Source organism: Luteolibacter sp., assembly GCF_058122085.1.
Genome location: NZ_JBIKBQ010000047.1, coordinates 1 through 20,962, shown reverse-complemented (window position 1 = coordinate 20,962; position 20,962 = coordinate 1). Strand labels below are relative to the sequence as shown.

General features: G+C 63.0%; 23 protein-coding genes and 1 pseudogene. 6 read left to right on the top strand and 18 right to left on the bottom strand.

Annotation, left to right across the window (positions count from 1 at the left end; translation table 11 throughout):
- Position 1: 1 nt before the first annotated feature.
- On the bottom strand, positions 2-1,405 hold the full coding sequence (pyk, locus tag AC4DF4_RS08900; protein ID WP_490047769.1) for a pyruvate kinase: 1,404 nt from the start codon (positions 1,403-1,405) through the stop codon (positions 2-4).
- 126 nt (positions 1,406-1,531) lie between these two features.
- Complete coding sequence (locus AC4DF4_RS08895; protein ID WP_490047768.1) at positions 1,532-3,544, bottom strand: ATP-dependent helicase; 2,013 nt, start codon at positions 3,542-3,544, stop codon at positions 1,532-1,534.
- A 149-nt stretch (positions 3,545-3,693) separates the two neighbouring features.
- On the opposite strand from AC4DF4_RS08895, the gene AC4DF4_RS08890 reads away from it, so the two are divergent.
- The 4 genes from AC4DF4_RS08890 (at position 3,694) to AC4DF4_RS08875 (ending at position 5,248) form a co-directional block, all read left to right on the top strand.
- On the top strand, positions 3,694-4,128 hold the full coding sequence (locus AC4DF4_RS08890; RefSeq protein WP_490047767.1) for a hypothetical protein: 435 nt from the start codon (positions 3,694-3,696) through the stop codon (positions 4,126-4,128).
- 302 nt (positions 4,129-4,430) lie between these two features.
- Complete coding sequence (locus tag AC4DF4_RS08885; protein ID WP_490047766.1) at positions 4,431-4,658, top strand: type II toxin-antitoxin system HicB family antitoxin; 228 nt, start codon at positions 4,431-4,433, stop codon at positions 4,656-4,658.
- Between the two features lies 1 nt (position 4,659).
- Positions 4,660-4,866 (top strand): type II toxin-antitoxin system HicA family toxin, encoded by a 207-nt coding sequence (locus tag AC4DF4_RS08880; protein ID WP_490047765.1) that lies wholly within the window; start codon positions 4,660-4,662, stop codon positions 4,864-4,866.
- A 4-nt stretch (positions 4,867-4,870) separates the two neighbouring features.
- A complete protein-coding gene (locus tag AC4DF4_RS08875; RefSeq protein WP_490047764.1) occupies positions 4,871-5,248 on the top strand; it encodes a hypothetical protein in 378 nt (125 codons plus the stop codon).
- A 174-nt stretch (positions 5,249-5,422) separates the two neighbouring features.
- On the opposite strand, the gene AC4DF4_RS08870 is transcribed toward AC4DF4_RS08875, so the two are convergent.
- From AC4DF4_RS08870 to AC4DF4_RS08860, 3 genes are read right to left on the bottom strand one after another with little or no spacing between them, the layout of a single operon-like run.
- Positions 5,423-6,448 carry a type III polyketide synthase gene (locus tag AC4DF4_RS08870; RefSeq protein ID WP_490047763.1) on the bottom strand — a complete coding sequence of 342 codons (1,026 nt, stop codon included), beginning with the start codon at positions 6,446-6,448 and terminating at the stop codon, positions 5,423-5,425.
- Between the two features lie 16 nt (positions 6,449-6,464).
- On the bottom strand, positions 6,465-7,517 hold the full coding sequence (locus AC4DF4_RS08865) for an NAD(P)/FAD-dependent oxidoreductase (RefSeq protein WP_490047762.1): 1,053 nt from the start codon (positions 7,515-7,517) through the stop codon (positions 6,465-6,467).
- A complete protein-coding gene (locus AC4DF4_RS08860; RefSeq protein ID WP_490047761.1) occupies positions 7,478-8,059 on the bottom strand; it encodes a class I SAM-dependent methyltransferase in 582 nt (193 codons plus the stop codon). Before AC4DF4_RS08860 ends, AC4DF4_RS08865 begins: the two co-directional genes overlap by 40 nt.
- A 157-nt stretch (positions 8,060-8,216) precedes the next feature.
- Here AC4DF4_RS08860 and AC4DF4_RS08855 point away from each other — a divergent pair, with 157 nt between their 5' ends.
- Positions 8,217-9,062: a class I SAM-dependent methyltransferase gene (locus AC4DF4_RS08855; RefSeq protein ID WP_490047760.1), complete on the top strand. Its 846-nt coding sequence runs from the start codon at positions 8,217-8,219 to the stop codon at positions 9,060-9,062.
- Here the strand turns inward: AC4DF4_RS08855 and AC4DF4_RS08850 are convergent.
- The 12 genes and pseudogenes from AC4DF4_RS08850 to AC4DF4_RS08795 form a co-directional block, all read right to left on the bottom strand.
- Positions 9,052-9,918 carry a rhomboid family intramembrane serine protease gene (locus tag AC4DF4_RS08850; protein ID WP_490047759.1) on the bottom strand — a complete coding sequence of 289 codons (867 nt, stop codon included), beginning with the start codon at positions 9,916-9,918 and terminating at the stop codon, positions 9,052-9,054. The genes AC4DF4_RS08855 and AC4DF4_RS08850 overlap by 11 nt on opposite strands.
- 38 nt (positions 9,919-9,956) lie before the next feature.
- Positions 9,957-10,904 carry an alpha/beta fold hydrolase gene (locus tag AC4DF4_RS08845; RefSeq protein ID WP_490047758.1) on the bottom strand — a complete coding sequence of 316 codons (948 nt, stop codon included), beginning with the start codon at positions 10,902-10,904 and terminating at the stop codon, positions 9,957-9,959.
- Between the two features lie 69 nt (positions 10,905-10,973).
- The gene (locus tag AC4DF4_RS08840; RefSeq protein ID WP_490047757.1) at positions 10,974-11,840 is read right to left on the bottom strand and encodes an ROK family protein; all 867 of its coding nucleotides are present in this window, start codon (positions 11,838-11,840) and stop codon (positions 10,974-10,976) included.
- Between the two features lie 9 nt (positions 11,841-11,849).
- Positions 11,850-12,482 carry a bifunctional 4-hydroxy-2-oxoglutarate aldolase/2-dehydro-3-deoxy-phosphogluconate aldolase gene (gene eda, locus AC4DF4_RS08835; RefSeq protein ID WP_490047756.1) on the bottom strand — a complete coding sequence of 211 codons (633 nt, stop codon included), beginning with the start codon at positions 12,480-12,482 and terminating at the stop codon, positions 11,850-11,852.
- 143 nt (positions 12,483-12,625) lie between these two features.
- Positions 12,626-13,876, bottom strand: coding sequence for a tagaturonate epimerase family protein (locus AC4DF4_RS08830; protein WP_490047755.1), 1,251 nt, complete (start codon positions 13,874-13,876; stop codon positions 12,626-12,628).
- 8 nt (positions 13,877-13,884) lie between these two features.
- The gene (locus AC4DF4_RS08825; RefSeq protein WP_490047754.1) at positions 13,885-14,916 is read right to left on the bottom strand and encodes a zinc-binding alcohol dehydrogenase family protein; all 1,032 of its coding nucleotides are present in this window, start codon (positions 14,914-14,916) and stop codon (positions 13,885-13,887) included.
- Positions 14,916-15,854, bottom strand: coding sequence for an aldo/keto reductase (locus AC4DF4_RS08820; protein ID WP_490047753.1), 939 nt, complete (start codon positions 15,852-15,854; stop codon positions 14,916-14,918). The genes AC4DF4_RS08825 and AC4DF4_RS08820 overlap by 1 nt, the downstream gene beginning before the upstream one ends.
- Position 15,855: 1 nt before the next feature.
- Entirely contained in the window at positions 15,856-16,644 is a 789-nt protein-coding gene (locus AC4DF4_RS08815) for a TIM barrel protein (protein ID WP_490047752.1), read from the bottom strand.
- 7 nt (positions 16,645-16,651) lie between these two features.
- Complete coding sequence (nspC, locus tag AC4DF4_RS08810) at positions 16,652-17,866, bottom strand: carboxynorspermidine decarboxylase (RefSeq protein WP_490047751.1); 1,215 nt, start codon at positions 17,864-17,866, stop codon at positions 16,652-16,654.
- Positions 17,867-17,945: 79 nt separating this feature from the next.
- A pseudogene (locus AC4DF4_RS08805) lies at positions 17,946-18,179 on the bottom strand (lysylphosphatidylglycerol synthase domain-containing protein); the annotation flags it as partial.
- A complete protein-coding gene (locus AC4DF4_RS08800; RefSeq protein ID WP_490047750.1) occupies positions 18,143-18,445 on the bottom strand; it encodes a hypothetical protein in 303 nt (100 codons plus the stop codon). The pseudogene AC4DF4_RS08805 and the gene AC4DF4_RS08800, both read right to left, overlap by 37 nt.
- A 241-nt stretch (positions 18,446-18,686) precedes the next feature.
- Complete coding sequence (locus tag AC4DF4_RS08795; RefSeq protein ID WP_490047749.1) at positions 18,687-19,397, bottom strand: tyrosine-type recombinase/integrase; 711 nt, start codon at positions 19,395-19,397, stop codon at positions 18,687-18,689.
- A gap of 170 nt (positions 19,398-19,567) precedes the next feature.
- Between AC4DF4_RS08795 and AC4DF4_RS08790 the strand changes: the two genes are divergently transcribed.
- A complete protein-coding gene (locus AC4DF4_RS08790) occupies positions 19,568-19,915 on the top strand; it encodes a MotA/TolQ/ExbB proton channel family protein (protein ID WP_490047748.1) in 348 nt (115 codons plus the stop codon).
- A gap of 515 nt (positions 19,916-20,430) precedes the next feature.
- Here the strand turns inward: AC4DF4_RS08790 and AC4DF4_RS08785 are convergent.
- Positions 20,431-20,739, bottom strand: coding sequence for a hypothetical protein (locus tag AC4DF4_RS08785; RefSeq protein WP_490047747.1), 309 nt, complete (start codon positions 20,737-20,739; stop codon positions 20,431-20,433).
- Positions 20,740-20,962: the final 223 nt, after the last annotated feature.

Below are 20,962 nucleotides of genomic sequence, written 5' to 3'. Positions count from 1 at the left end.
CCTACGCATGGTGTAGCAAGATCGAGTTCGCCGCGAAATGATCGGATAGAATATCCGAAACGATGACGATGGGCGTGCCCGGCCGGACGAGGTCTTCCTTCCGCAGCATCTCGCTGACGCGCTGGATGGTTTCCTCGATGTTCGAGGCGAAGGGCAGCTTGAAGCCGCGGATGCCGCGGGTCAGCGAGAGCTTGCGGCAGACCCGTTCGGTGGGCGTGAACGCGTAAAAGCCGGCGGTCCGCGGCCGCAGCATGGCGACGTGGTTGGCCAGCACGCCGCGGCGGGTGAGCACCACCAGCCGCGCGTCCGGCAGCGAGTCCGCGAGAGTGACGGCGGCGCGGGCGGTCTTCTGGCGCTCGTCGCGGAGCAGCACGTTCTGGCCGAAGCCGTGGCCGCCGGAGCGCTCGATGCGCGAGGCGATTCTAACGAGGGCTTCCACGCAGCGCTCCGGATAGCGGCCCACCGAGGTTTCGCCGGATAGCATCAAACAGTCGGCTTCCTCATAAGCGGCGTTCATCACGTCGGTGACTTCCGCGCGGGTCGGCGTCGGGTTGGTGATCATCGACTCCAATAACTGGGTGGCGACGATGACGCGGGTGCCGAGCTCGTGGCAGCGCTTGACGATGCGGCGCTGTAGGATCGGCAGTTCCTCGAACTCGACCTCCGTGCCCAGATCGCCGCGGGCGACCATGATGACGTCGGCCTCGTGGATGATGGCGTCGATGTTGCGGATGGCTTCCTGGTCCTCGACCTTGGCGACGATTTGCGCCTCGCCTTCGAGCGCCTGCATCGCCTCGCGCAGTTCGCGGACGTGGGCGGAGTCGCGGACGAACGAGCCGGCGATGTAGTCCGCGCCGCACTCGACGGCGAGCGAAAGGTCCTTGTGGTCCTTTTCGGTGAGCGCGGGGAGATTCAGGCGGACGCCGGGTAGATTGATGTGGCGGCGCGAGCCCATGGTGCCCGGCGTTTTCACGAAGCAGAGGATGCGGTCGGTTTCCACCACGTCGATGCGCATCAGCATGGCGCCGTTGTCCACGACGAGAGTGTTGCCCACGGTGACGTCGCCCATCAGGCCGTCGTAGTTGACGGTGGTGGAAAGCGGGACCGTCTGGTCCGCGCCGATCTTGCGGAACTCGACGACGTCGCCTTCCAACAGGTTGTAGGGCTTGTCGAGGTCGCCGGTGCGGATGGACGGGCCGGTGAGGTCGAAGAGGACGGCGATGTGGGCGTCCCGCGCTTCGGATTGGCGGCGGACGCGCTTGGTCATTTCCGCGGCCCACTCGTGCTTGGCGTGGCTCATGTTGAGCCGGAAAACGTTGGTGCCCGCGTCGATGAGCTTGCCGATCATTTCTTCGGCTTCGGTGGCGGGGCCCAGGGTGATGATAATCTTGGTTTTGCGTGACATGGATTCGAGGATCTGAGCTACGAGAGGGACCGGGTTGTCCGCCCCGCGGCAGGGAACATGCCCGCCGCATCCAGAGCAAGCAGGGAAGCGGAAATGATGCCCTGAGGCCCCGCGAGCCGCCGGGCCTCAGGTGTCGTCGAGCAAGCCCTTGAGCCCGCCGAAGAAATTCTCCAGCTCGTCGGAACTCGGGGCCGCGCCGAGGATGTCGTCGTAGGTGGTGTGGGTGAGGTGCTCGTCGTCGAGCTCGCCGATGAAGCTGCTAGGCTGGCAGCCGGTTTCCTGGCCCCACTTGATGCGGGTGGAGCAGTAGGTCATGGTGAGCTGGTCCTGCGCGCGGGTGATGCCGACGTATAACAGCCGCCGCTCCTCGTCCTTGGTGCCTTCCGCGATGCTGCGGGTGTGGGGCAGGAATCCTTCTTCGAGGCCGACGAGGAACACGATGGGGAATTCCAGGCCTTTGGAGGCGTGGAGGGTGATGAGGGTGACGCCGAGTTTTTTCTCCAGGTCCTCGTCGTCCTTGTCGGAAGCGAGGGCGCTGTGGTCGAGGAAGGACTGGAGCGTCTTTTTGGGCCCTTTCGCCAGGTGCTGGCGGAGGCTGTCCACGACGCTGAAAATGCCTTCGCCGCGTTGCTGGCGCTCGCTGTCGGTCTTGCAGGCGCGCTCGATCCACGGCAGGTATTCGATCTCCTTGACCAGCGCGTCGAGCACGTCGGCGGGGTTTTCCCTGGCGATCTCGATGCGGTTCTTGGCGCCGGCGATGGTGGCGACGAACTCCTGCACGGCTTTCGCGGACTTACCTCCCAGCTGGTCGGTGAAATTCGGATCGCACAGCGCCTGCCAGACGGATTCGTGGTGCTCGCGGCTCCAGTCGGTGGCGAGCACTGCGGTGGACTGGCCGATGCCGCGGTTCGGCGCGTTGAGCACGCGGAGCAGCGGCACGTCGGTATCCGGCGCGGCGAGCAGCTGGGCGTAGGCGAGCACGTCGCGGACTTCGCGGCGGTCGTAGAAACTCTGCGCGCCGACCATTCGATAGGGCATCTTGCGCTCGCGGAAGGCGAGCTCGAGCTTGCGGCTCTGGCCGTTAGTGCGGAACAGGATGGCGAAATCCTCCCACTCGCGGCCGACCGCGCCCTTCTCCGCCATGATTTCCTCGGCGATGAATTCCGCTTCCTCGTCGTCTCCGGGCATCGCGACGATGCGCACCGGATCGCCGTCCTTGCGGGTGGAGCGGAGGATCTTCTCGCGGCGGCCGATGTTGTGCTTGATCAGGCTGTTCGCGGTGTGGAGGACGGCGTGGGTGGAGCGGTAGTTTTCCTCCAGCCGGATGACCTTCGGGTTGGGGAAAAATTTCTCGAACTGGAGGATGTTCGCCACCTCCGCGCCGCGCCAGCCGTAGATCGACTGGTCATCGTCGCCAACGACGCAGACATGATAGTTCGGCGGGCCGACGAGCTGTTGGAGCAGGCGCATCTGCAGCGCGTTGGTGTCCTGGAACTCGTCCACCGTGACGCGGGTGTAACGCTGGCGGAAGACCTCGCGGACGTCCTCGTGCTCACGCAGGATTTGCTCGCCCATGAGTAGGAGGTCGTCGAAATCCACGGCGTTCTGGGCGCGCAGCTCGTTCTGATAGGCCACGCCGAGCATGGCGAAGTATTCGTCCTCCAGGTCCTGGGGATCGACGCCCTTGTTCTTGGCTTTGGAAATCGCGCCGAGCACCTCGTCCGGCTTCACCTTCTCCGAGCTGCCGCCCTTGCGGACGAGCAGTTGTTTCATCAGTCCGACCTGGTCGGAGTGCGAGCAGATCGAGAAGTTTTTTTTATAACCGAGCTTCTCGATGCCGCCTCGCAGGATGCGGACGCAGAGCGAGTGGAAGGTGCAGACGGTCATCGCCTCGGCGGCCTTTTTGGAGACCATCCCGCTGATCCGCTCGCGCATCTCGCTGGCGGCCTTGTTGGTGAATGTGACGGCGAGGATTTCCGACGCCGCGATGCGCTTTTCTAGCATGTGGGCGATCCGGCAGGTGACGGTGCGGGTTTTGCCGGTGCCTGCGCCGGCGAGCAGCATGACCGGGCCGTCGAGAGCGCCCACGGCTTCGCGCTGGGCTTGATTCAGGGAGTCGAAAGAGAACGAGGAAGCCATCGGCGGGCGGAGTCAAGCGGGGCCGGGGCGGGGTGGCGAGCGCAGAGTGAGGGCAGGAATGCCTATATCACGCCCACCCGACATTTCGGGTGAAATCCATCGACATCCCCCGCGGAAGCCCCATGCCCTCGTGGGTCAGACCACTCCCCATGAAATTCCCCACCACTTCCTCCCTCAGTCTGGCCGTCCTGGCTGGCGTCTCCCTCGTCACACCGGCCTTCGCCATCGTCACGATCGACTCGGTGCTTGTCGGCAACATCAACAACGCGAACGACGCGGCGACCGGCTCGGTCTATGGCGCGGTGGCCTACGCTTACCAGATCGCGAAGAACGAGACGACTATCTCGCAGTATGCCGGGTTCCTGAATGCCGTGGCCGCCACGGACACTTACTCGCTCTACAACACGAGTATGATGACCACCAGCTACATCAATGGCATCAGCCGCAGCGGCGTTTCCGGCAGCTACAGCTATTCGGTGAATCCCGGCAGCGGCAACAAGCCGATCACCTACGTGAAATGGTATGCCTACGCCAAGTGGATTCTGGAGCGCGTGGTAGGGCCGGGCCGCCTCGCCCCGCCCTGACTGCCCCCGAGGGTGAAATGCACATGCAAAGGCCATGGATTAGAGCATTTCTTCAGCTCTTCGCCCGCGATTCATTAGCACCGCCATTCGGTGGAAAAGTGGGCGGACCGGGCCGGATCCGCCCTACCGTCCGCATGGCGAATGACCGGAAACTACTGGCCCCCGAAACAATTCGAGTTCAGCGCGCTCCAGCTCAACGAATGCGGGCGGATGGTCGGTGGTTGGCTGAAAAGCCGTGGCCGCGATCACCGGTCGCCAAGCTCATCCTCGACAAGCCACCCTTCTTGAATCAACTTCCCCCCATGCGCTATCCCGTCATGCTCGAACGGATTCCTGACGAGGAAGGATTGCCCGGCTACTACTATGCCCACGTCACTTCTCTCGGTCTCACCACGCACGGCCAGGGTATGGAGGGTGCGCTGGACGCCGCCCGCGATCTAGTGGCCTTGTGGAACGAGGAAAAACGATTCAATGGCGAACCGGTGACTGCCGTCTCTGAGGCGATCCTTGCAACCGTGGAAGTCGCCTGACATGCCGCACAAGGCGAAAGAAGTGCTGCGGGAGCTGAAACGTGCCGGTTTTGAAGAACGCCGCCAGAGCGGTTCCCATCTGGTGCTGCGCCACGAAGACGGTCGACAGACCTATCTGCCGATGCACACCGGTGACGTGCCGACCGGCACTTTCCGATCCATACTCAAGCAGGCAGGCCTCACCGAAGAGGAATTCCGCGACCTTTGAATCCGTGGTCCGCACTTTCCGGAACCTTTACGCCCAAGTCTGCTCGCTGGAAAACGTGATGGCTGCCGCCCGCACGGCCATGCAGGGAAAATACACCTACTTCGACATCCACGAGCCGAAGCTCCGCCGTGTGGCTGCCGCGCCATTCCGGGACCGGGTGGTGCATCACGCGCTGGTCCGCGTGCTGGAACCGATTTTCGATCACTTCGTAAAACAGGAGTTGGGAGTCAAAGGCTACGTCCGCTACGTGGATGATTTCCTAATCTTCGCCGAGAGTCGCGAGCGATGCCGGCATACGCGCATCGGTCGAATAGGAAACGTGCCGGAGGCGGCTGGTAGCGCAAGCGCAGGTCGTCTCCGGTTACACTTTCAGGTGTTCTGATAGAAAAGGGAGGGCAACATGACCGGGCTGTCGAGGGCGCCTACGGCTTCGCGCTGGGCTTGATTCAGGGAGTCAAAAGAGAACGAGGAGGCCATCGGCGGGCGGAGTCAAGCGGGGCCGGGGCGGGGTGGCGAGCGCGGAAAAACGCAAATGTCGCAAATTCGGCGCGCGGCCTCAGCGCCACAGCTCGCAGGCGTGGGCCGCAAATCCCGCGCCGAACGCGGTGAGCCACAGCCTCCGGTCCTCCGGTTGGTCCGCCGCCAGCCGCCGCTCGAGGGCGAACAGCACCGAGGGACTGCTCATGTTGCCGTGATCGCGCAGGACCTCACGGGTTTCTGTTAAATGAAACGGCAGCACGCTTTCCAGAGCCTCCACCACATCGCGCCCGCCGGAGTGGGCGAGCACTTGGTCCGGCTCGGCCGCGCGTTGCGCGAATAACCCGGCCACCGCCTCCGCAGCCAGTCCGGGCACCGCGCGGTGGAGTTGGTTTTTCAGCTTTCCCGCCGAGTTGACGAAACGGATTTTCTCGCGTTCCTGCGGGAGATGGGTGGTGGTGAAATGTCCCGCCTGCCAATCGCCGGCAGCTCCTTGAGCGGTCCAGACCGCTGCCGCCGCGCCGTCTCCAAACAGGCAGAGGCTGATCAGGACGCCGGGGTCGTCATTGGCGAAAAACGCGGACGAACAGATTTCCACCGCCACCGTCGCCACCACGGCCTGCGGGTTCGCCGCCAGGAATCCCTGGGCGGCCCGCATCATCGGGATCGCCGCGCCGCAACCGAGCCCCACGAGATCCGCCAGATAGACGTCGTGCCGCATTCCCGTTTGTTCCGCCACATGACTGCTCACGCCGGGGCAAAGGTAGCCGGTGCAGGTGCAGACAAAAAGGGCGTCCACGTCCGCCGCCATCAGGCCGGATTTCTGCAAGGCGTCCAGCAGCGCGGCGCTCGCCAGCGGTGGGGCCTCCCGCTCGAAGTGGTTGTTCAGTTTCTCCGCGCAGTGACCGAAGGAATCCTCGATCGAATCCAGCGCGAGATTCCGCCGGTCGATGCCCGAGGAGCTGCTGGTGAGGATTTTCTCCATCAGCGCGGCCGACCTCGGCTTGAGGGTTGCCAGGAAATCTCCTCCAGCCATCGCCTGCCAGCAGGATTCCTGGGTGAACGAACGGGGCGGGACGGCGGTGGCGATGGAGCGGAGATACATGAGAGGAAAAGGGGTTCTAACGAACCATGGCGAGTATCGGTTGGAACGGCAGCAGGCGGGCGGAGGCCAGGCTTTGCAACAAGGATCTACCGCCAGCGTCGGATAAAACCGCGTGCAGCACTCCGGAGACAGCCAGTCTGCGCATGAATCTTCGACGCACTGCGGCCCGCACGGTGTTCACCGCGTGTTGCCAGGACTGTTCTCCCCGCGACCACGCGACGAGCGGCTCGATAGCACATTCCGCCGCTTGGAACGCCATCGACATGCCGTTTCCCGTGAACGGCGGGATCATGCTTTCCGCATCGCCCAGACCAAGAAGACCGGGCACCGGGATTTGGCGGCCGAGCTCGAAGCCCGCCACGGCGGAAAATGATTCCGCGCGCCACTCGCTGTCCCGCAGCGCGCTGGCGAGCCTGTGGTTTCCTCCCGCTTCCAGATAGGCCGGCAGCAGGTCCGCGCCGCTTGCCCGGAGCGAGCGGTCGATCCGGAACAACCCACAGACATTGGTCCAACCGTCTTCCACGTCCGCGAGTCCGGCATAGCCGTTCGTGCCCGCGTGCATTTCCAGATCCGCCGTTTTCGGAAGGTTTCGCACGTGCGCCTTGAGGCCGATCCACTGGCCGTTGCGGGGTCTTCTTCCCGCCGTCCAGACGAAGCCGTCCCGCGGTGAGGGCCTGGCCCGGACGCTCGTCCTGACATCTCCGCCGAGGGCCGCGACGTGATCGCGGAGCCGCTTGTCCAAGCAATACCGGGAAATCCCGAGCGCCGGAGTTTTCAAATCATCACGATGGATCAGCCGGCCGCAGTCATGCCAGCCGAGCGACTGATGGCGGAGCGCGTCTTCGAAGAGGTTGGCGATTCCAAGCGCGGCGAGCGTCTCGCCGGTGACGCCGGAAATGAACTCGCCGCAAACCCGGTGACGCGGATAGTTCCCCGCCTCCAGCACGGTCACCGGCACCTCGTGCAGGCGCAGAGCAGAGGCCAGCGACAATCCCGCCAAGCCTCCGCCTGCGATGGTGATTTCCTGTTTCAACTCCGCGAGGCTAACACGCGTCTCGCCCCGCGCCACGAGGAAGTTTCACGGATGAGCCAGCAGGCGGGATCGAGCCCGAGAAACCCGGTGATTTCTCCCGTCGTGAAGCCCGCCCGGATGCTCACGTGCATGTCGTGCCGCGTCACGCGATTGATCCACGGGTGCATCAGCCAGCCCAGAAAACGGGGCAGCCGCGCACGGTCGGGCTCGTTGAAAACCAGCACGTCGAACTTTTCAAACCAGCGGCCGAGAACCGCCAGCGAATCCTTCTCGAAATGGTGCAGGAACAAATTCGCCACCAGCACGCCGCCCGCTGCCGGTGACGGTGCGGCGAAAATATCCCCGCGATGCCACTCGACCCGCGAATCCAGATCGTCGGGAGCCGGTGCGAGGTCATAAGCCGCCACCGTCGCGTGGGGAAACAGCCGCGCCAGCTTGCCGCAGAGGATCCCGTCGCCCGCGCCGATCTCGACGATGCCACGGCCCGCGGCCTCCGGGAATTGGCGGACAATCCGGCAGACCCAGCGCTCGTTGCCCATCAGCAGGTTGATCCGGCGCAGGTCCCGTCGGCTGCGCATGGCCTCGGGATCATCCGATGGTAAATGATCGAGCAATTCCGGAATGACGACGCGTTTGGGCACAGGCGTGCAGGTTAGTTGCCGCGGCGTTTCACACAACGCAGAAGATTTCCGTCATGACTTGCTGGCGTGGCCCGTCTCCGCCTAATCTCACTCCATGCCGCAGCCACCCCGCCGACCGTTCCGCGCCCAACAAGGCCGGAAACCCGCGCACCCACCCGGAAACAAGCCGCCCTCTGCCAAGGATCGCGGCTGGGATCCCGTGGCCGCGTGGTATGACAAGCTCGTCGGCGAATCCGGCTCGGACTATCATCAGAACGTCATTCTCCCCGCCGCCCTGCGGATTCTCGCGCCGCAGCCCGGCGAGTCTATCATCGACGTCTGCTGCGGCCAAGGCGTGCTGATCCGGCCGCTGCTTGAGGCGAAAATCGGCAAGTTCACCGGCGTGGATGCCAGCCCGCGCCTGATCGAGTCGGCGAGATCCCGCCACGGCGCGGACCCGCGGGTGTCGATGATCGTCGCCGACGCCTGCCAGCCCGGCCCGTGGGCCGACGGCAGCCACGACGCCGCCACCTGCATCATGGCCGTGCACGACGTGCCGGATCTGGTCGGCATGTTTTCCAATGTCGCCCGCGCCCTCAAGCCCGGTGGCCGCGCGGTGATGGTGTTCATGCACCCGTGTTTCCGGATTCCCCGGAAATCCCACTGGGGTTGGGACGCCGATCAGAAAATCCAGTATCGCCGGCTCGACAGCTACGGCACGCCGCTGGAAATCCCGATCACCACCCATCCGGGGAAGGGGACCGGCGAGCAGACGCAATTCCACCACCGCCCGCTCGCGGATTTGCTAACGGCCATGGGGAAGGGCGGCCTCGCCGTGGTCGCCTGCGAGGAGCTCTACAGCCATCGCCGTTCGCAGGCGTCCGGGCCTTTCAGCAAGGCCGAGCACGCCGCCGCCGAGGAGTTTCCGATGTTCATCGCGCTCAAGGCGCTCAGGATCTAGCGGAGAGTCTCCCTTCAAGCGCGCCCGCCGCCATTCCCGCCATCAGGCCGGAGCCGAAACCGAAGAAGTGGCCCAGCACGTCGGTGCGCGGGTCATGGCCGCCGCCCAGCAATCCTAGCAGGATGATGCCGCCCACAACCGGCGCGGCGATCTTCGCCCACGGCAGCCGCGCGCGCGAGCGCAGGGTTTCCAGAATGCCGATGCCCGATAGAATCCCCAGCGCCGCGAAGACCGCGGTGGACGCGCCGAGCGAGACGAACGATTCCGGATAGGTCAGCCGCGAGGTCAGCGCGTTGCCGAGCGTTCCGCAGGCAAGGATCAGCGCCCAGCCTTTCAGGGCGCCCATCGACCTTGCCACCAACGTCCCGAAAACCGTCCCGATCACTAGATTTCCGACCAGATGCGGGACGTCCGCATGCAGGAAAAGCCCGGTAAACGGCCGCCACCATTCGCCCCGTTCGATCAAGCCCACGCTCGACGACGCCGCCCGCCCGACGAGCGACGCGTCCTCTCCCTGCCAGTAAAAAACCGCGATCAGCGCCGCGATCCACAGCCCGCAAAGCCAGCCGCCGGCCGGATACCTCGCCCAATCTCCCAGCGTCACCGGCTTCTCGACCGGCAGCGCGATTTCGAGGCCATAGGCGTCGAGCTCCTTGGAAATCCTATCAGCGGGCAGCGACTCGGCGTGCAGGTCGAAAGTCCCGGAGCTTTCAGCCGGCTCCACCCGGCAGGCCTCGCCCATCGCCAGAATCACCAGGCCGTGATCGTACGCCTGCTCCAGCGTCGGGTAGTGCCCGACCTGGACCCAGTTCTCATCTGTCTCAGGGCCAGGGTCCGTTTCGGTTGGGGCGGTCATCAGTTGCACCCGCAAACATTCACCCGCAAATCGATCCGTCAATCGCCAGCTTCCGCCGCGCGCGCCGCCAGATAGTCCAGCGCTGCGGGAGCCCGCCGCAGGACCAGCGAGAAATGCCCCATTTCCTCGTCCACCACCAGTTCCGCGCCGGCGATTTTTCCCGTGAATTCCCGCACCATTTCCACCGGGATGTTGCGGTCCTCGCCGCCGTGCCAGTAGCGGACCGGGTGGCGCACGTTTGCCAGGTCGATCGTCAGGCTCTGGAAATAGGTCTCAGCGTCCGCCATCACCCCGCGCCCGCCGCCCTCGCAGACGCCTTCTTGAAAGCTCTTCGTGATCACCGACCAGACCTCCGGGAAATCCAGCAACAAGCGGCGGTCCTCGGCCGCCACGGTCCGCAACAGCCACGACAAGGGCGGCCAATCGGGTTGGCACCGCGACGCGATGCTGGCGATGCGGAACAGCGCGGAAAAAATCCAGGCCGGCAGTTCCCGGCAGGGGATCAGCATCCGGTAAAGCGGGTGCAAGCCGCGCGGCCCGTGCCGCAATTCCATCAACGGAACCGCACCGCCTAACACCGCGGAACCGCTCAGTCGCCCGGGAATCCGCGCCGCACAAGCCAGCACGTATGGCCCGCCGCCCGACACGCCGAGCTGTCCGAATTTCCCGATTCCCAGCGCGTCCGCAAACCGCCCCATCAGCTCCGGCCACGAATCCAGCGTCCGCCCCGCCTCGAAAGTCGAGCGACCCATGCCCGGCCGATCCATCGCCACGATCCGCAAGCCGCGCTCGCGGGCGAGATGATGCGCCAACCGCGCCTGCAAGCGCGAGCTCGGCCAGCCGTGATAATACATCACCGGAAACCCGTCCGGATCGCCGTATTCATTCCAAGCCAGCCGCCGCCCCGGGGAAATCTTCCAGAACCGCGGCTCTTCCGCAGGCGGCAGATCGCGCAGGAATTCCAAGTGATCGGAGGATGTTGTCATGCGTTAGTTTTCGTCTGGAGGGCTCCGCATAAGGAGGGTCGATCTTCGGTCGACCGGGTTGACCGAAGATCAACCCTCCTTACCGGAAGAGGCCAGCAGGAGGGCACCGCAGATGCCGGCTTGCTGGCCGAGCGCGGGTGGCACGACGTAGTCGGCCGCTAACACGGGTGGGAAATAACCCGCGGCGATTTCCATCAGCTTCGCGTTGATTTTCCGGTGTAGGCCTTCCGCCTGGCTGACTCCGCCGCCGACGATGACACGGGAAGGGGAGACGATGGCGACGAGCGAGAGGATGCCGTGGGCGAGATACCACGCCTGGGTTTCCCACGCCGGATGCCCGGCGGAAAGCTCGTGGGCGGGCGTTCCCCAGCGGGCGGCGATGGACGGGCCGCTGGCGAGTCCTTCCAGGCAGTCGCCGTGAAAGGAACAGACGCCGGCGAAATCATCGCCCGGCATGCGTGGCACTTTGAGGTGGCCGAATTCGGGGTGAAGCGCGCCGTGGACCAAGTGCCCGCCTGACAGGATTCCGCCGCCGATGCCGGTGCCGATCGTGATGTAGGCGACGTCGTCCAGCCCCATTCCGGCACCAATCCTTGCCTCGGCGAGAGCCGCGGCGTTGACGTCCGTATCGAGGACGATCCTGGCGTTTGGAAATGCGTTCGCAAGGCAGCCGACCAAGGGAAATCCCGCCCAACCCGTTTTGGGTGTTTCGAGGACTTGTCCGTAATTCTCCCGATTCGGCACAATGCCGATCGGGCCGAATGCCGCGATACCGATGCTCTCCGGATTTCCCCGCTCGCGCAGCCAATGGATGGCAATGCCGAGCGTTTCCTCCGGCAGAGTGGTCGGGAAACGAAATTCGTCGATCACCTGTCCATCCACCGAGCCGATGGCGACGACGGTCTTGGTCCCGCCCAACTCGATGCCCGCGATCATCGAAAAGGATTAACGGGCTTCGGCGGCGGCGGCAAGCGCCTCGCGGGTGATGCGGGTGATTTCCGCCCACTTGCCGTCGTTGACGAGCTGCTTGTCGACCATCCACGATCCGCCGATGGCGGCGACGACGGGGAGCTTCAGATAGGCCGCGAGGTTTCCGAGCGAAACCCCGCCGGTGGGGATGAATCTAACGCCGGTGTGGCCGTAGGGACCGGCGAGCGCCTTGAGCATGTTCACGCCGCCCGCGACTTCCGCCGGGAAAAACTTGAGCAGCTTGCAACCGAAGGCGAGCGCGCCTTCCAACTCGCTGGGAGTCATCACACCCGGGGAAAACAGCAGGCCGACGTCTTTCGCCGCGGCGACGATTTCCGGGTTGAAGCCGGGCGCGAGGCCGAAGACGGCACCGGCATCCTTGGCGCGCTTGACCTGGTCCTTTTCCAACAGCGTTCCGGCTCCAAGCAGGATCTCCGGGAATCTGGCCGCGATGCGCTCGATCGACGCCTGGGCGGCCGAGGTCCGGAAGGTGATTTCCATGATGTCGAGGCCACCGGCCAGCAGTGCTTCGGCAAGAGGCTCGGCGGATTCGACATGGTCAAGGACGACGACGGGGACGATGCGTTTGGCGAGGATGCGGTCAATCATGGGAAGACGAGGTTGAGCGAAATTTCGGCAATGACAAAGAAAATGCCGTGCTGCCGTAGCCCAATGTGAGGCGCAAGGCGGCGCGCCGGAGGCACATCGCTTTCACCTCTCATTGGCCGGGCGGACAGGAATGTCCACCCTCCTTACAGGAAGAGCGGCTTCATGTGGCGGTCCAGCAGGTTGCCGGTGACGTTCTTCGCGACCACTTCCGAGTGGTCCTTGAGCGCCTGGATGTAGGTGTCGCCGAGTTGCGCGGCGATCTTGAATCCGACGTGCAGGAGTTGGCGGAGATCGGCGTTGTAGCCGGGGTTGGTCGGGATGTGGCGCAGCGCGTCGGTGAACTGGGTGCTGGTCCAGCCGTTGACTTCCTCAGCGGAGGGGAGGTTCGCGTCGTTGATGTTGATGACGGTGGCGTAGGGCTCGCAGAGCGCTTCTTTTTTCTCCAGCGCCTTGGCGTAGATTTTTTTGGCAAGCGCGAGTCCCTCGCCGCCGGCTTCCGCCAGGCCCACGATTTCCTCCAGCCAGTTCGTCCCGGCGGTCTTGATGTGGAGACCCGCGCCGGTGCGCTGGATGGCTTTCTTGATATATGGATAGATCGAAAACTTGTCGGAGCCGGAGTGGACTGAGAGTTTCAGCGTGGCGGGCAGGCCGTAGGTTTTGACGGCGTGCGCGATCACGGCGAGGTCGTCATTGAACTCCTTTTCAAATTGCAACGGATCGCCGACGTAATCGACGCCCTTGTTGAAGCGGCCGGTGAACTTCGGTGCGATCGTCTGGATCGGGATGCCCTGGTCGGCGATGGCGGCGAGGATGATCAACATTTCCGGCGGCGTCTGCGGGCTGTCGGTTTCATCCATGGAAACCTCGGTGACGAAGTTGTCCACACCACCCTTGGCCGCGACGATGTGTTGATAGATGGCTGCAGCCTTCTGGGTGGCTTTGAGGAACTGGTTCGCGGTCTTCTCGACGTCGGCGCGGGTGATTTCAAACGGTTCGGAAATGCCTTCGATGGCGACGGTGCCGATCAGCTCGGGATGCTTGGCGATGAACGCGGCCACGTCCGCGGGATCGGCGGCTTCACCGATGTCGTCGGCGACGTCGAGCGTGAAGAAATCGCAGGGCGCGACGAAGCGGTCCACGGTGGAGAGGTTGATGTGGTCGGCGTCCAACAGATACTCGCCGGTCCAGCCGAGGTCGGCGACCGCCTTGTCAGCGGCCTGGCGGGTCTGGATGGGCTCGGAGCCGATGATGTTGTGCTCGCGGTTCGACTTGTTCCAAACCGGCGTGATGTCGATGCCGAGTTTCCTGGCTTCGATGAATGCGGTAAGCTGGGCATGCGCTCCATTGGCGAAACGATCGCCGACGCCGAAGGTGTATTTAGGACAGTTTTTCATAAGATGAGTTAGTTGACTTCGATGATGGCTTTGATCGCGCCGAGCGCGGGATCGGTTAATTGATCGAACTCCGTGGGGACGTCCTCGAAAGCGATGCGGTGGGTGATCCAGAGACCGGTGTTGATTTTTCCCTCGCGGATCAGCTGGATGATGTTGTCGAAGTCCTCCGGGAGCGCGTTGCGCGAGGCGAGCAGGGTGATTTCACGGCGGTGGAACACCGGAGCGTGTGGAAATGTCAGATCGGAAGTGGTGATGCCGACGTAAACGACGCGGCCGGTGAACGCGGCGTAGTCGAAACAAGTGGACATCGACTTCGGGCTGCCGGTGGCGTCGATGACGACATCGGCTAGCAGGCCGCCGGTGATCTTCTCAAGCTCGGCAAGGTGCGAGCCGTCCGGCTGGAAGGGGATCGTGTGCTGGATGCCGAGGTTTTTCTGGCAGAAATCCAGGCGGCTTTGGACCATGTCCATGACGATGGTTTTCACGTCCATCAGCTTGAGGAATTCCAAGCAAGCGAGGCCGATGGGACCGGCGCCGATGACGAGCACGGTCTCGCCGGGCTTGGGATTTCCACGCTGGACGGCGTGGTAGCCGATGGCGAGCGTCTCGACGAGCGCGAGCTGGTCGTAGGAAAGATCGTTGCCCGGATGCAGCTTGCGGGCGGGCACGGCGAAGACGCCTTTGCGAAGGCCGCCGTTGTTATGGACGCCGATGACTTGCACCCCGGGGCAGCAGTTTGAATTTCCTTTCAGTGAAGTCGGGGAGGCGGGATCGTTGACGTAAGGTTCCAGCGAGCATTTGTCGCCGGGCTTTACGTTGGAAACATCGTCGGCCACCGCGACGACCTCCAGACCTAACTCATGGCCGGGTGTGCGCGGGAAGGCGAAGAACGGGAACTTCCCGAGGTAACAGGCAAGGTCGGTGCCGCAGATCCCCATGCGGTGGGTGCGGACGAGCGCCTCGCCGGGGCCGGGCGCGAGAGGTTCGGGGAGATCGATGATGTTGATCTCCTTGGGCGCGGTGAATTGAATGGCTTGCATCAGTTGTTTTCAGGAAGGCCTTCGAGGTGGCCGGAGTTTTTAACCGGGGCGAAAATGGCGAGCACCTCCGCCAACAGCTCACGGTCGATGGGTTGCTCCAGCCACTCGGCCCACTTGCGGATGTTCGCAGGATTTGCGGAGCCGGCGACGGTGGTGGCGAGGCCGGGATGTTCGCAGGAAAACTGGAGCGCGAGTTGGGCGATGTCCACGCCGCGGTCCGCGCAAAGCTTGGCGGCGGCGCGGGCGGCGGCTTTGACTTCCTCGGGCTCCTTAAGCCATTCGGGGAGCGGCGCGTTGGTGAGAAGTCGTGCGGAAAACGGTCCGGCATTCATCGCGCCGATGTTTTTCGCCGCGAGCCGAGGCAGCAGGTCATCGACGAAGGTGGTGTTTTGCAGCGTGTAGCGGTTGTAGGAGAGCACGCAGTCGATGTCGTTCTCCACGTGGTCGAGCACGGTGTTGAAGGTCTTCATCGGGTAGCAGGAAAAGCCGACGGCGCGGACCTTCCCCTGTTCCTTGAGCTTCAAGACGGCGGGCAAGGTCTCCTCCCAGATCTGTTGCAGCGGGACGAATTCCACATCGTGCAGCAGCAAGACGTCGAGGTAGTCAGTGCCCAGGCGTTGGAGCGAGACATGGAGGGATTCCGCCACGCGCTTGGCGGAGAAATCGAAGTGAATGTCCGAGTAGCGGCCGAGCTTGCTGCCTAGCAGGTAGTCCTCGCGCGGGATGCCTTTCAACCCGAGGCCGAGCATGATCTCCGACATGCCGCGGCCGTAGAAGGGCGAGGTGTCGATGAAGTTCATGCCGAGGTCGATGGCGGTTTTCGTCGAGAGCATCGCCTCGTCGAGCGTGATTGAGCGGAACTCCGCGCCAAGCGAGGAAGCGCCGAAGGAGAGAATGGGCAGGTCGATGCCGGTTTTGCCGAGCGGGCGGGTTTTCATGTTAGAGCAGGGAGCGGATGGATGAAATCGTCTGGCGGGCGGCGGCTTCGGGGTCGGGCAGCGGGAAGATCTCGGCGGAGAGGTAGCCTGAATATTGGATTTCGTTGAGTGCTGCAATAACCCGTTCGGGGTCGGTGTGGCCGAAGCCCATTGCCTGGCGGTTGGAGTCGGCGAAATGGACGTGGCCGATGTGGCTGCCTGCCTCGCGGATGGCGGCGGCGAGGTCGCGCTCCTCGATGTTCATGTGGAAGAGGTCAGCGAGGAGCACGACGTTTTTCAGGTCGTGGAGTTCGAGGAATCTCGCAGCGTCGCCGAGGCGGTTGAAGAGGTTGGTTTCGTAGCGGTTGAGCGGCTCGTAGATGAATGGCACGCCGTGGATCGCGGCGCGTTCGCCACAGCGGCGGAGGCCGGAGGCGAGAAGATCGAGGGTGCCTCGTCCCTGCATCGAGCCGAGGATCGCCGGGGCTCCGAGCGCGCCGCCGAAGTCGATCATCGCCAGCACGAAATTCAAAGCCGCATCGCGTTGAGCTTCGTCTGCGTCCGTGATGGATAGTCCGTGGCGGAGCATCCCGGCGCCGGTGCCGACGGCGGCGATGGCGAGTCCGTGCGCGGCTGCCAGCGATTTCACCTCGTCCACCGAAATGAAATCCGGGCCGGGGAGGAAAAGCTCCACCGCGTCGAAGCCGATCGCGGCGGCGGTGGCAAATGCCTCCGGCAGCGGGGTGCGCAGGACGAAGGGGCCTTGGAGGGCTTCCGGGACTTGGGAAAGCGTGATCGCGGTTTTCATCATCGGTGGGTTAGGAAAGCCGGTCGCGGAAGTCGGCGTAGGTGAATTCGCGCACGACTTCGATTTTCCCGTCCTCATGCTGAAGCGCGATGGCCGGGTGTTTGACGCCGTTGAAGGTCGTCGTCTTGACCATCGTGTAGTGCGCCATGTCGTCGAAAACCAGTGTGTCGCCGAGCTTGAGTTCGCGGTTGAATGAGAAGTCGCCCATGACGTCGCCCGCCAGACAGGTGGGGCCGCCGAGGCGGTAGGTGTATGATTTTGGATTTTGGATTTTGGATGTTGAGTTGGAAGATGGATCGCCGGCGGGGTGATAGTTTTCACCTTCGAAGACGACGGCGGGCTTGGCATCTGATGGGGCGGAATCGACCAGGAAAACATCCGGACGATAAGGCATTTCCATCACGTCGGGCATGTGGCCGGTGGCGGAAATGCTGAGGATGGCGAGGCGGTGGCCGGCGGATTCGAAGACGTCCATCACGGTGGCGCGCAGCACTCCGGTGTGGATGGCGACGGCCTCGCCAGGCTCCAGCCAGACATCGACGTTGTATTTCTGCCGGGCTTCCCGGACGAGGCGGACGAGCCGCTCGCGGTCGTAGAAGGGCTTGGTGATCCAGTGGCCGCCGCCCATGTTCAGATAGGTGAACTGTGGGGAATTTAACAGGTAACCGAATTTATCATCGACGGCGGCGAGGGTTTTTTCGAGGTCGTCCGAGTTTTGCTCGCAGAGCGTGTGGAAGTGGAGGCCGGAGAGCCCGGTGAGGTCGGCGCCCGCGAGTTGTTCCGCGGTGATGCCGAGGCGCGATCCGGCGACGCAGGGGTCGTAGAGCGGGGTTTCACCGGTCGAGCATTGCGGGTTGATGCGGAGTCCGCAAAGCAGCTCGCCGCTCTTGAAGCGGGGGTGTGCCATGACCCTTTCGCGGAAGCGGAACCACTGCGAGAGCGAGTTGAAATCGAGGTGGTCGGTGAAGCCGCAAAGCTCGGCGACGTCCGCCTCGTCGTAGGCCGGGGAGTAGGTGACGATGTGTTTTTGGAAATAATCCCGCGCGAGCCAGGCTTCCCACAGGCCGGAAGCGCAGCAGCCGTCGAGATCGTCGCGGAAATACGGGAATGCCTTCCAGCAGGAAAACCCTTTGAGCGCGAGCACCAGATGGCAGCCGGCGGCTTCTTTCACTTCGCGCAGAATCCGGGTGTTGCGTTTCAGGGCGGCGAGTGAAATGACAAACATTGCTGGCAGAGACTGAGAGGCGAAAGGGCGGGGGAATCCAGCAATTTTTGGCGGTTTTTCCGGCTTAGTGTTTTTTGACGAGCAGGTGGCGCGAGCAGAACAGCCCCGGAATCATCGGCAGCCAGAAACTGAGTCCGCGGAACAGCAAGGTGGCGGACAAGCCAACCGGCAGTGGCAGGCCGATGCTTTTCAGCGACATCACCGACGCCGTTTCAAAGGTGCCGAGACCTCCCGGCATGATGCTGTAGTCAAGAATGGCGATGATTCCGACGCGCTTCAGAGCCTTTTCATCACCCTCCTCGGCTCCTCCCACCCGACGGCGTTCAAGCTCCTCGCATCGACGTTCAAGCTCCTCGCGTCGACGTTCAGGCTCCTCGCATCGTCGTTCAAGCTCTTCGCATCGACGTTCAAGCTCTTCGCATCGACGTTCAAGCTCTTCGCATCGACGTTCAAGCTCTTCGCATCGTCGTTCAAGCTCTTCGCATCGACGTTCAAGCTCTTCGCGTCGATGTTCAAGCTCCTCGCATCGACGTTCAAGCTCTTCGCATCGTCGTTCAAGCTCCTCGCATCCGCGTTCAAGCGCTCGGAAACCCAGTCCCTGCCAGTAGGGCGGCTCCGGCCCGGGCCGCCCCCTTGACCTTCTGCCGCCGCAGGCTCATTCCTCCAAACTCCCCGCAAACCCCGCAAACCCCGGAACTCCGACACCGCCCCGGCCCGGCCCTTCCCGCCCGAAAGCCAACCGTCGTCCCGGCTCCGCGGCCCTTGCGCCTTGTCGATCCAAGGGCTCAGCCAGCCGCCACCGCCATCTGGTCCAGCGGGCTCACCACGCCCAGGCCATTCGCGCCCGCTCGATCTGCCTGGCCACCTCCTCCCGCAGGCTTTTCGGCAGCACGGTCACTCGATCCTTGTCACCCTTGCCAAGGCGCACCGTCACCGTCCCGCGGCCCACATCCACATCCTGCACGCGCAGCCGTATCAATTCGGAAAGCCGCAACCCCGCCCCATATTGCAACCGCCCCGCCAACTCGTAGTGCATCCCCCTCTGATCCCGTTCTCGCAGCTTCTCGAGCAACCGATGCGTCTCCGGCTTCGACAACACCACCGGGACCCGAGTCCCCGTATCCCGCAGTTTCACCCCGAAAACCGCCTGCTCCGACCCTGCGAACCTCGCATATCGCGCCGCCCATGCGCCGTAGCACTGCTTGGTCCGCTTCAACAAACCCCGCCGCGCACCCGACGAATACACCGCCAACCGCACCCGTTCCGCGAGGCTCCGATGATCCGCCCCCGTCTCGGAACACGCGCTCAACCAGTTCAAATACCACTGAATCGCGTCCGCCCATTGGGCCAATTGCCACTTCTCCCTCTCGCGATCTACCCGGATCACTTCCGACTTCCAGAATGCTTTGGCCGCATCGCGACCGGCAGGCAGCTCGTGGCACAGCCGGAAATTCTCGAACCATTCCAGCAACACCAGAAATCCCGCCCCCTCCGGGCCACCTGGAACGCTCGATCCGTCGTCTTCTTCCACGTGATATCAGCATTGGCAGCTCCTCCGGAAACCGCCCCGCCCGACCCGACCGATATACGCACCCGCCCCAAAAAGAATCCTTGTTTATCAAAGGATTCCAGCAAATCTCCCAAAGAGCTTCTCCCGGATATCACTCCCCGGGGTGCTACGAATTACACTGTTGTGCAAAAATGAACGAGCCCTACATTCCACCTCAAGTTTCATCGGACATCTCCGGGAATTTCAATCAGATGAGACTCCGTCGGAGATTTTGGATTCGGACTATCTGGATATCGGTTGCGGGCGTGATTATCCCTCCAATGATTGGTTTGGTAGGCACAGTATTTGGAATGAGGAAGGCATTTGGAGAGCTTGGGAGCAGCGGCATCGGTGATCCATCGGCACTGTCTGGCCATATTGGAGAAGTCCTAGTTTACACCGCATCTGGATTGATAATCTCTGTGGTCGCCATCATTGTGCTTGTCGGAGCTTTGATTCGTTTCTTTACACTCCCCAAAGTTCCCGATCCCACCCAGTAAACTCTAAGAAGCACAACAAGCCGAGACACAGCAACCCCTATCAGCCGCCCTGTTTACATGCTCATCCGTAATTCCAACCATTCCCCCGTGATCGACATGCGCCCCCGCTGATAGGGGTGCGTGCTCTTTTACGTTCTCCGGAAGAATCTTCGTCCGGCGCGTGGTGACTTTGGCCGCGCATCTTTCCGCGCCCGCTCGCGTTTTGAATACCGCCCAGCATCGCCATCCGCCATCCACCTCATGCAGCACCGTGAAGGACATTGGATGTTTCGGCGGATCGCATCGCCATTCGTGCGGCTTGAGTGGAGTTTCCGGTTGCACCAGGCGGATGTCGCCGTAGCCCATCCTCACAAGATCCTCCATCGTCAGGTCGCCGCGTAGCTGGAAGGTCTGCCCATCCCGGTTGCGGAACGTGTAATAAGACGGAGAACAAGCCGAGGCACATCGACCCCCACTAGCTCTCTTGTTGGTGACGGTTTTCGGCTTCGGTTTTGATTTCTTGGCAGGCATAGTCGTTAGTCTTCGTTCCGTGGGGTCGTGTGCTCTGTGACGTTCGTCAGAGATGGACGCACATAATGACGGTAAGCTCGGTGAGTGGCGTCCCCGTTATCATCACCCAAGGATTTCGCCGCTTCGTCAGCGTCCGCTTTGTTGTCGAAGTGGGCGACTTCGTATTCAGAATCCCCATCATCCTCGTCCCATTCAGGGTGGCTGGAGATGACCTTCATCACCGTGAATGAAGATGCCGAACAAGGCGTGCGAGGACAATCCCCACCAGCTTTCTCTTGGGGCGCGGTTTCCGGCTTCGTTTTCGTTTTGCTCATAGGGTCAGTCTTGGGGTGTTAATGGTGGGGATGCCTCCACATGGACGTTCTCCAAGAAATGGCCTCTGAGAAATCCTCCCCGCGAATATGACCGACTTCACAGCCGTCCCACAGGAAGACTTAACCCGGAGCGGAAAAGCGGGCTGGTGTTGAGTTGAAATCCCTGCCACTCGGTAGGGTGTATGAACAAAACATCACCAGCCCGGGCCAATGTGGTCGTCCT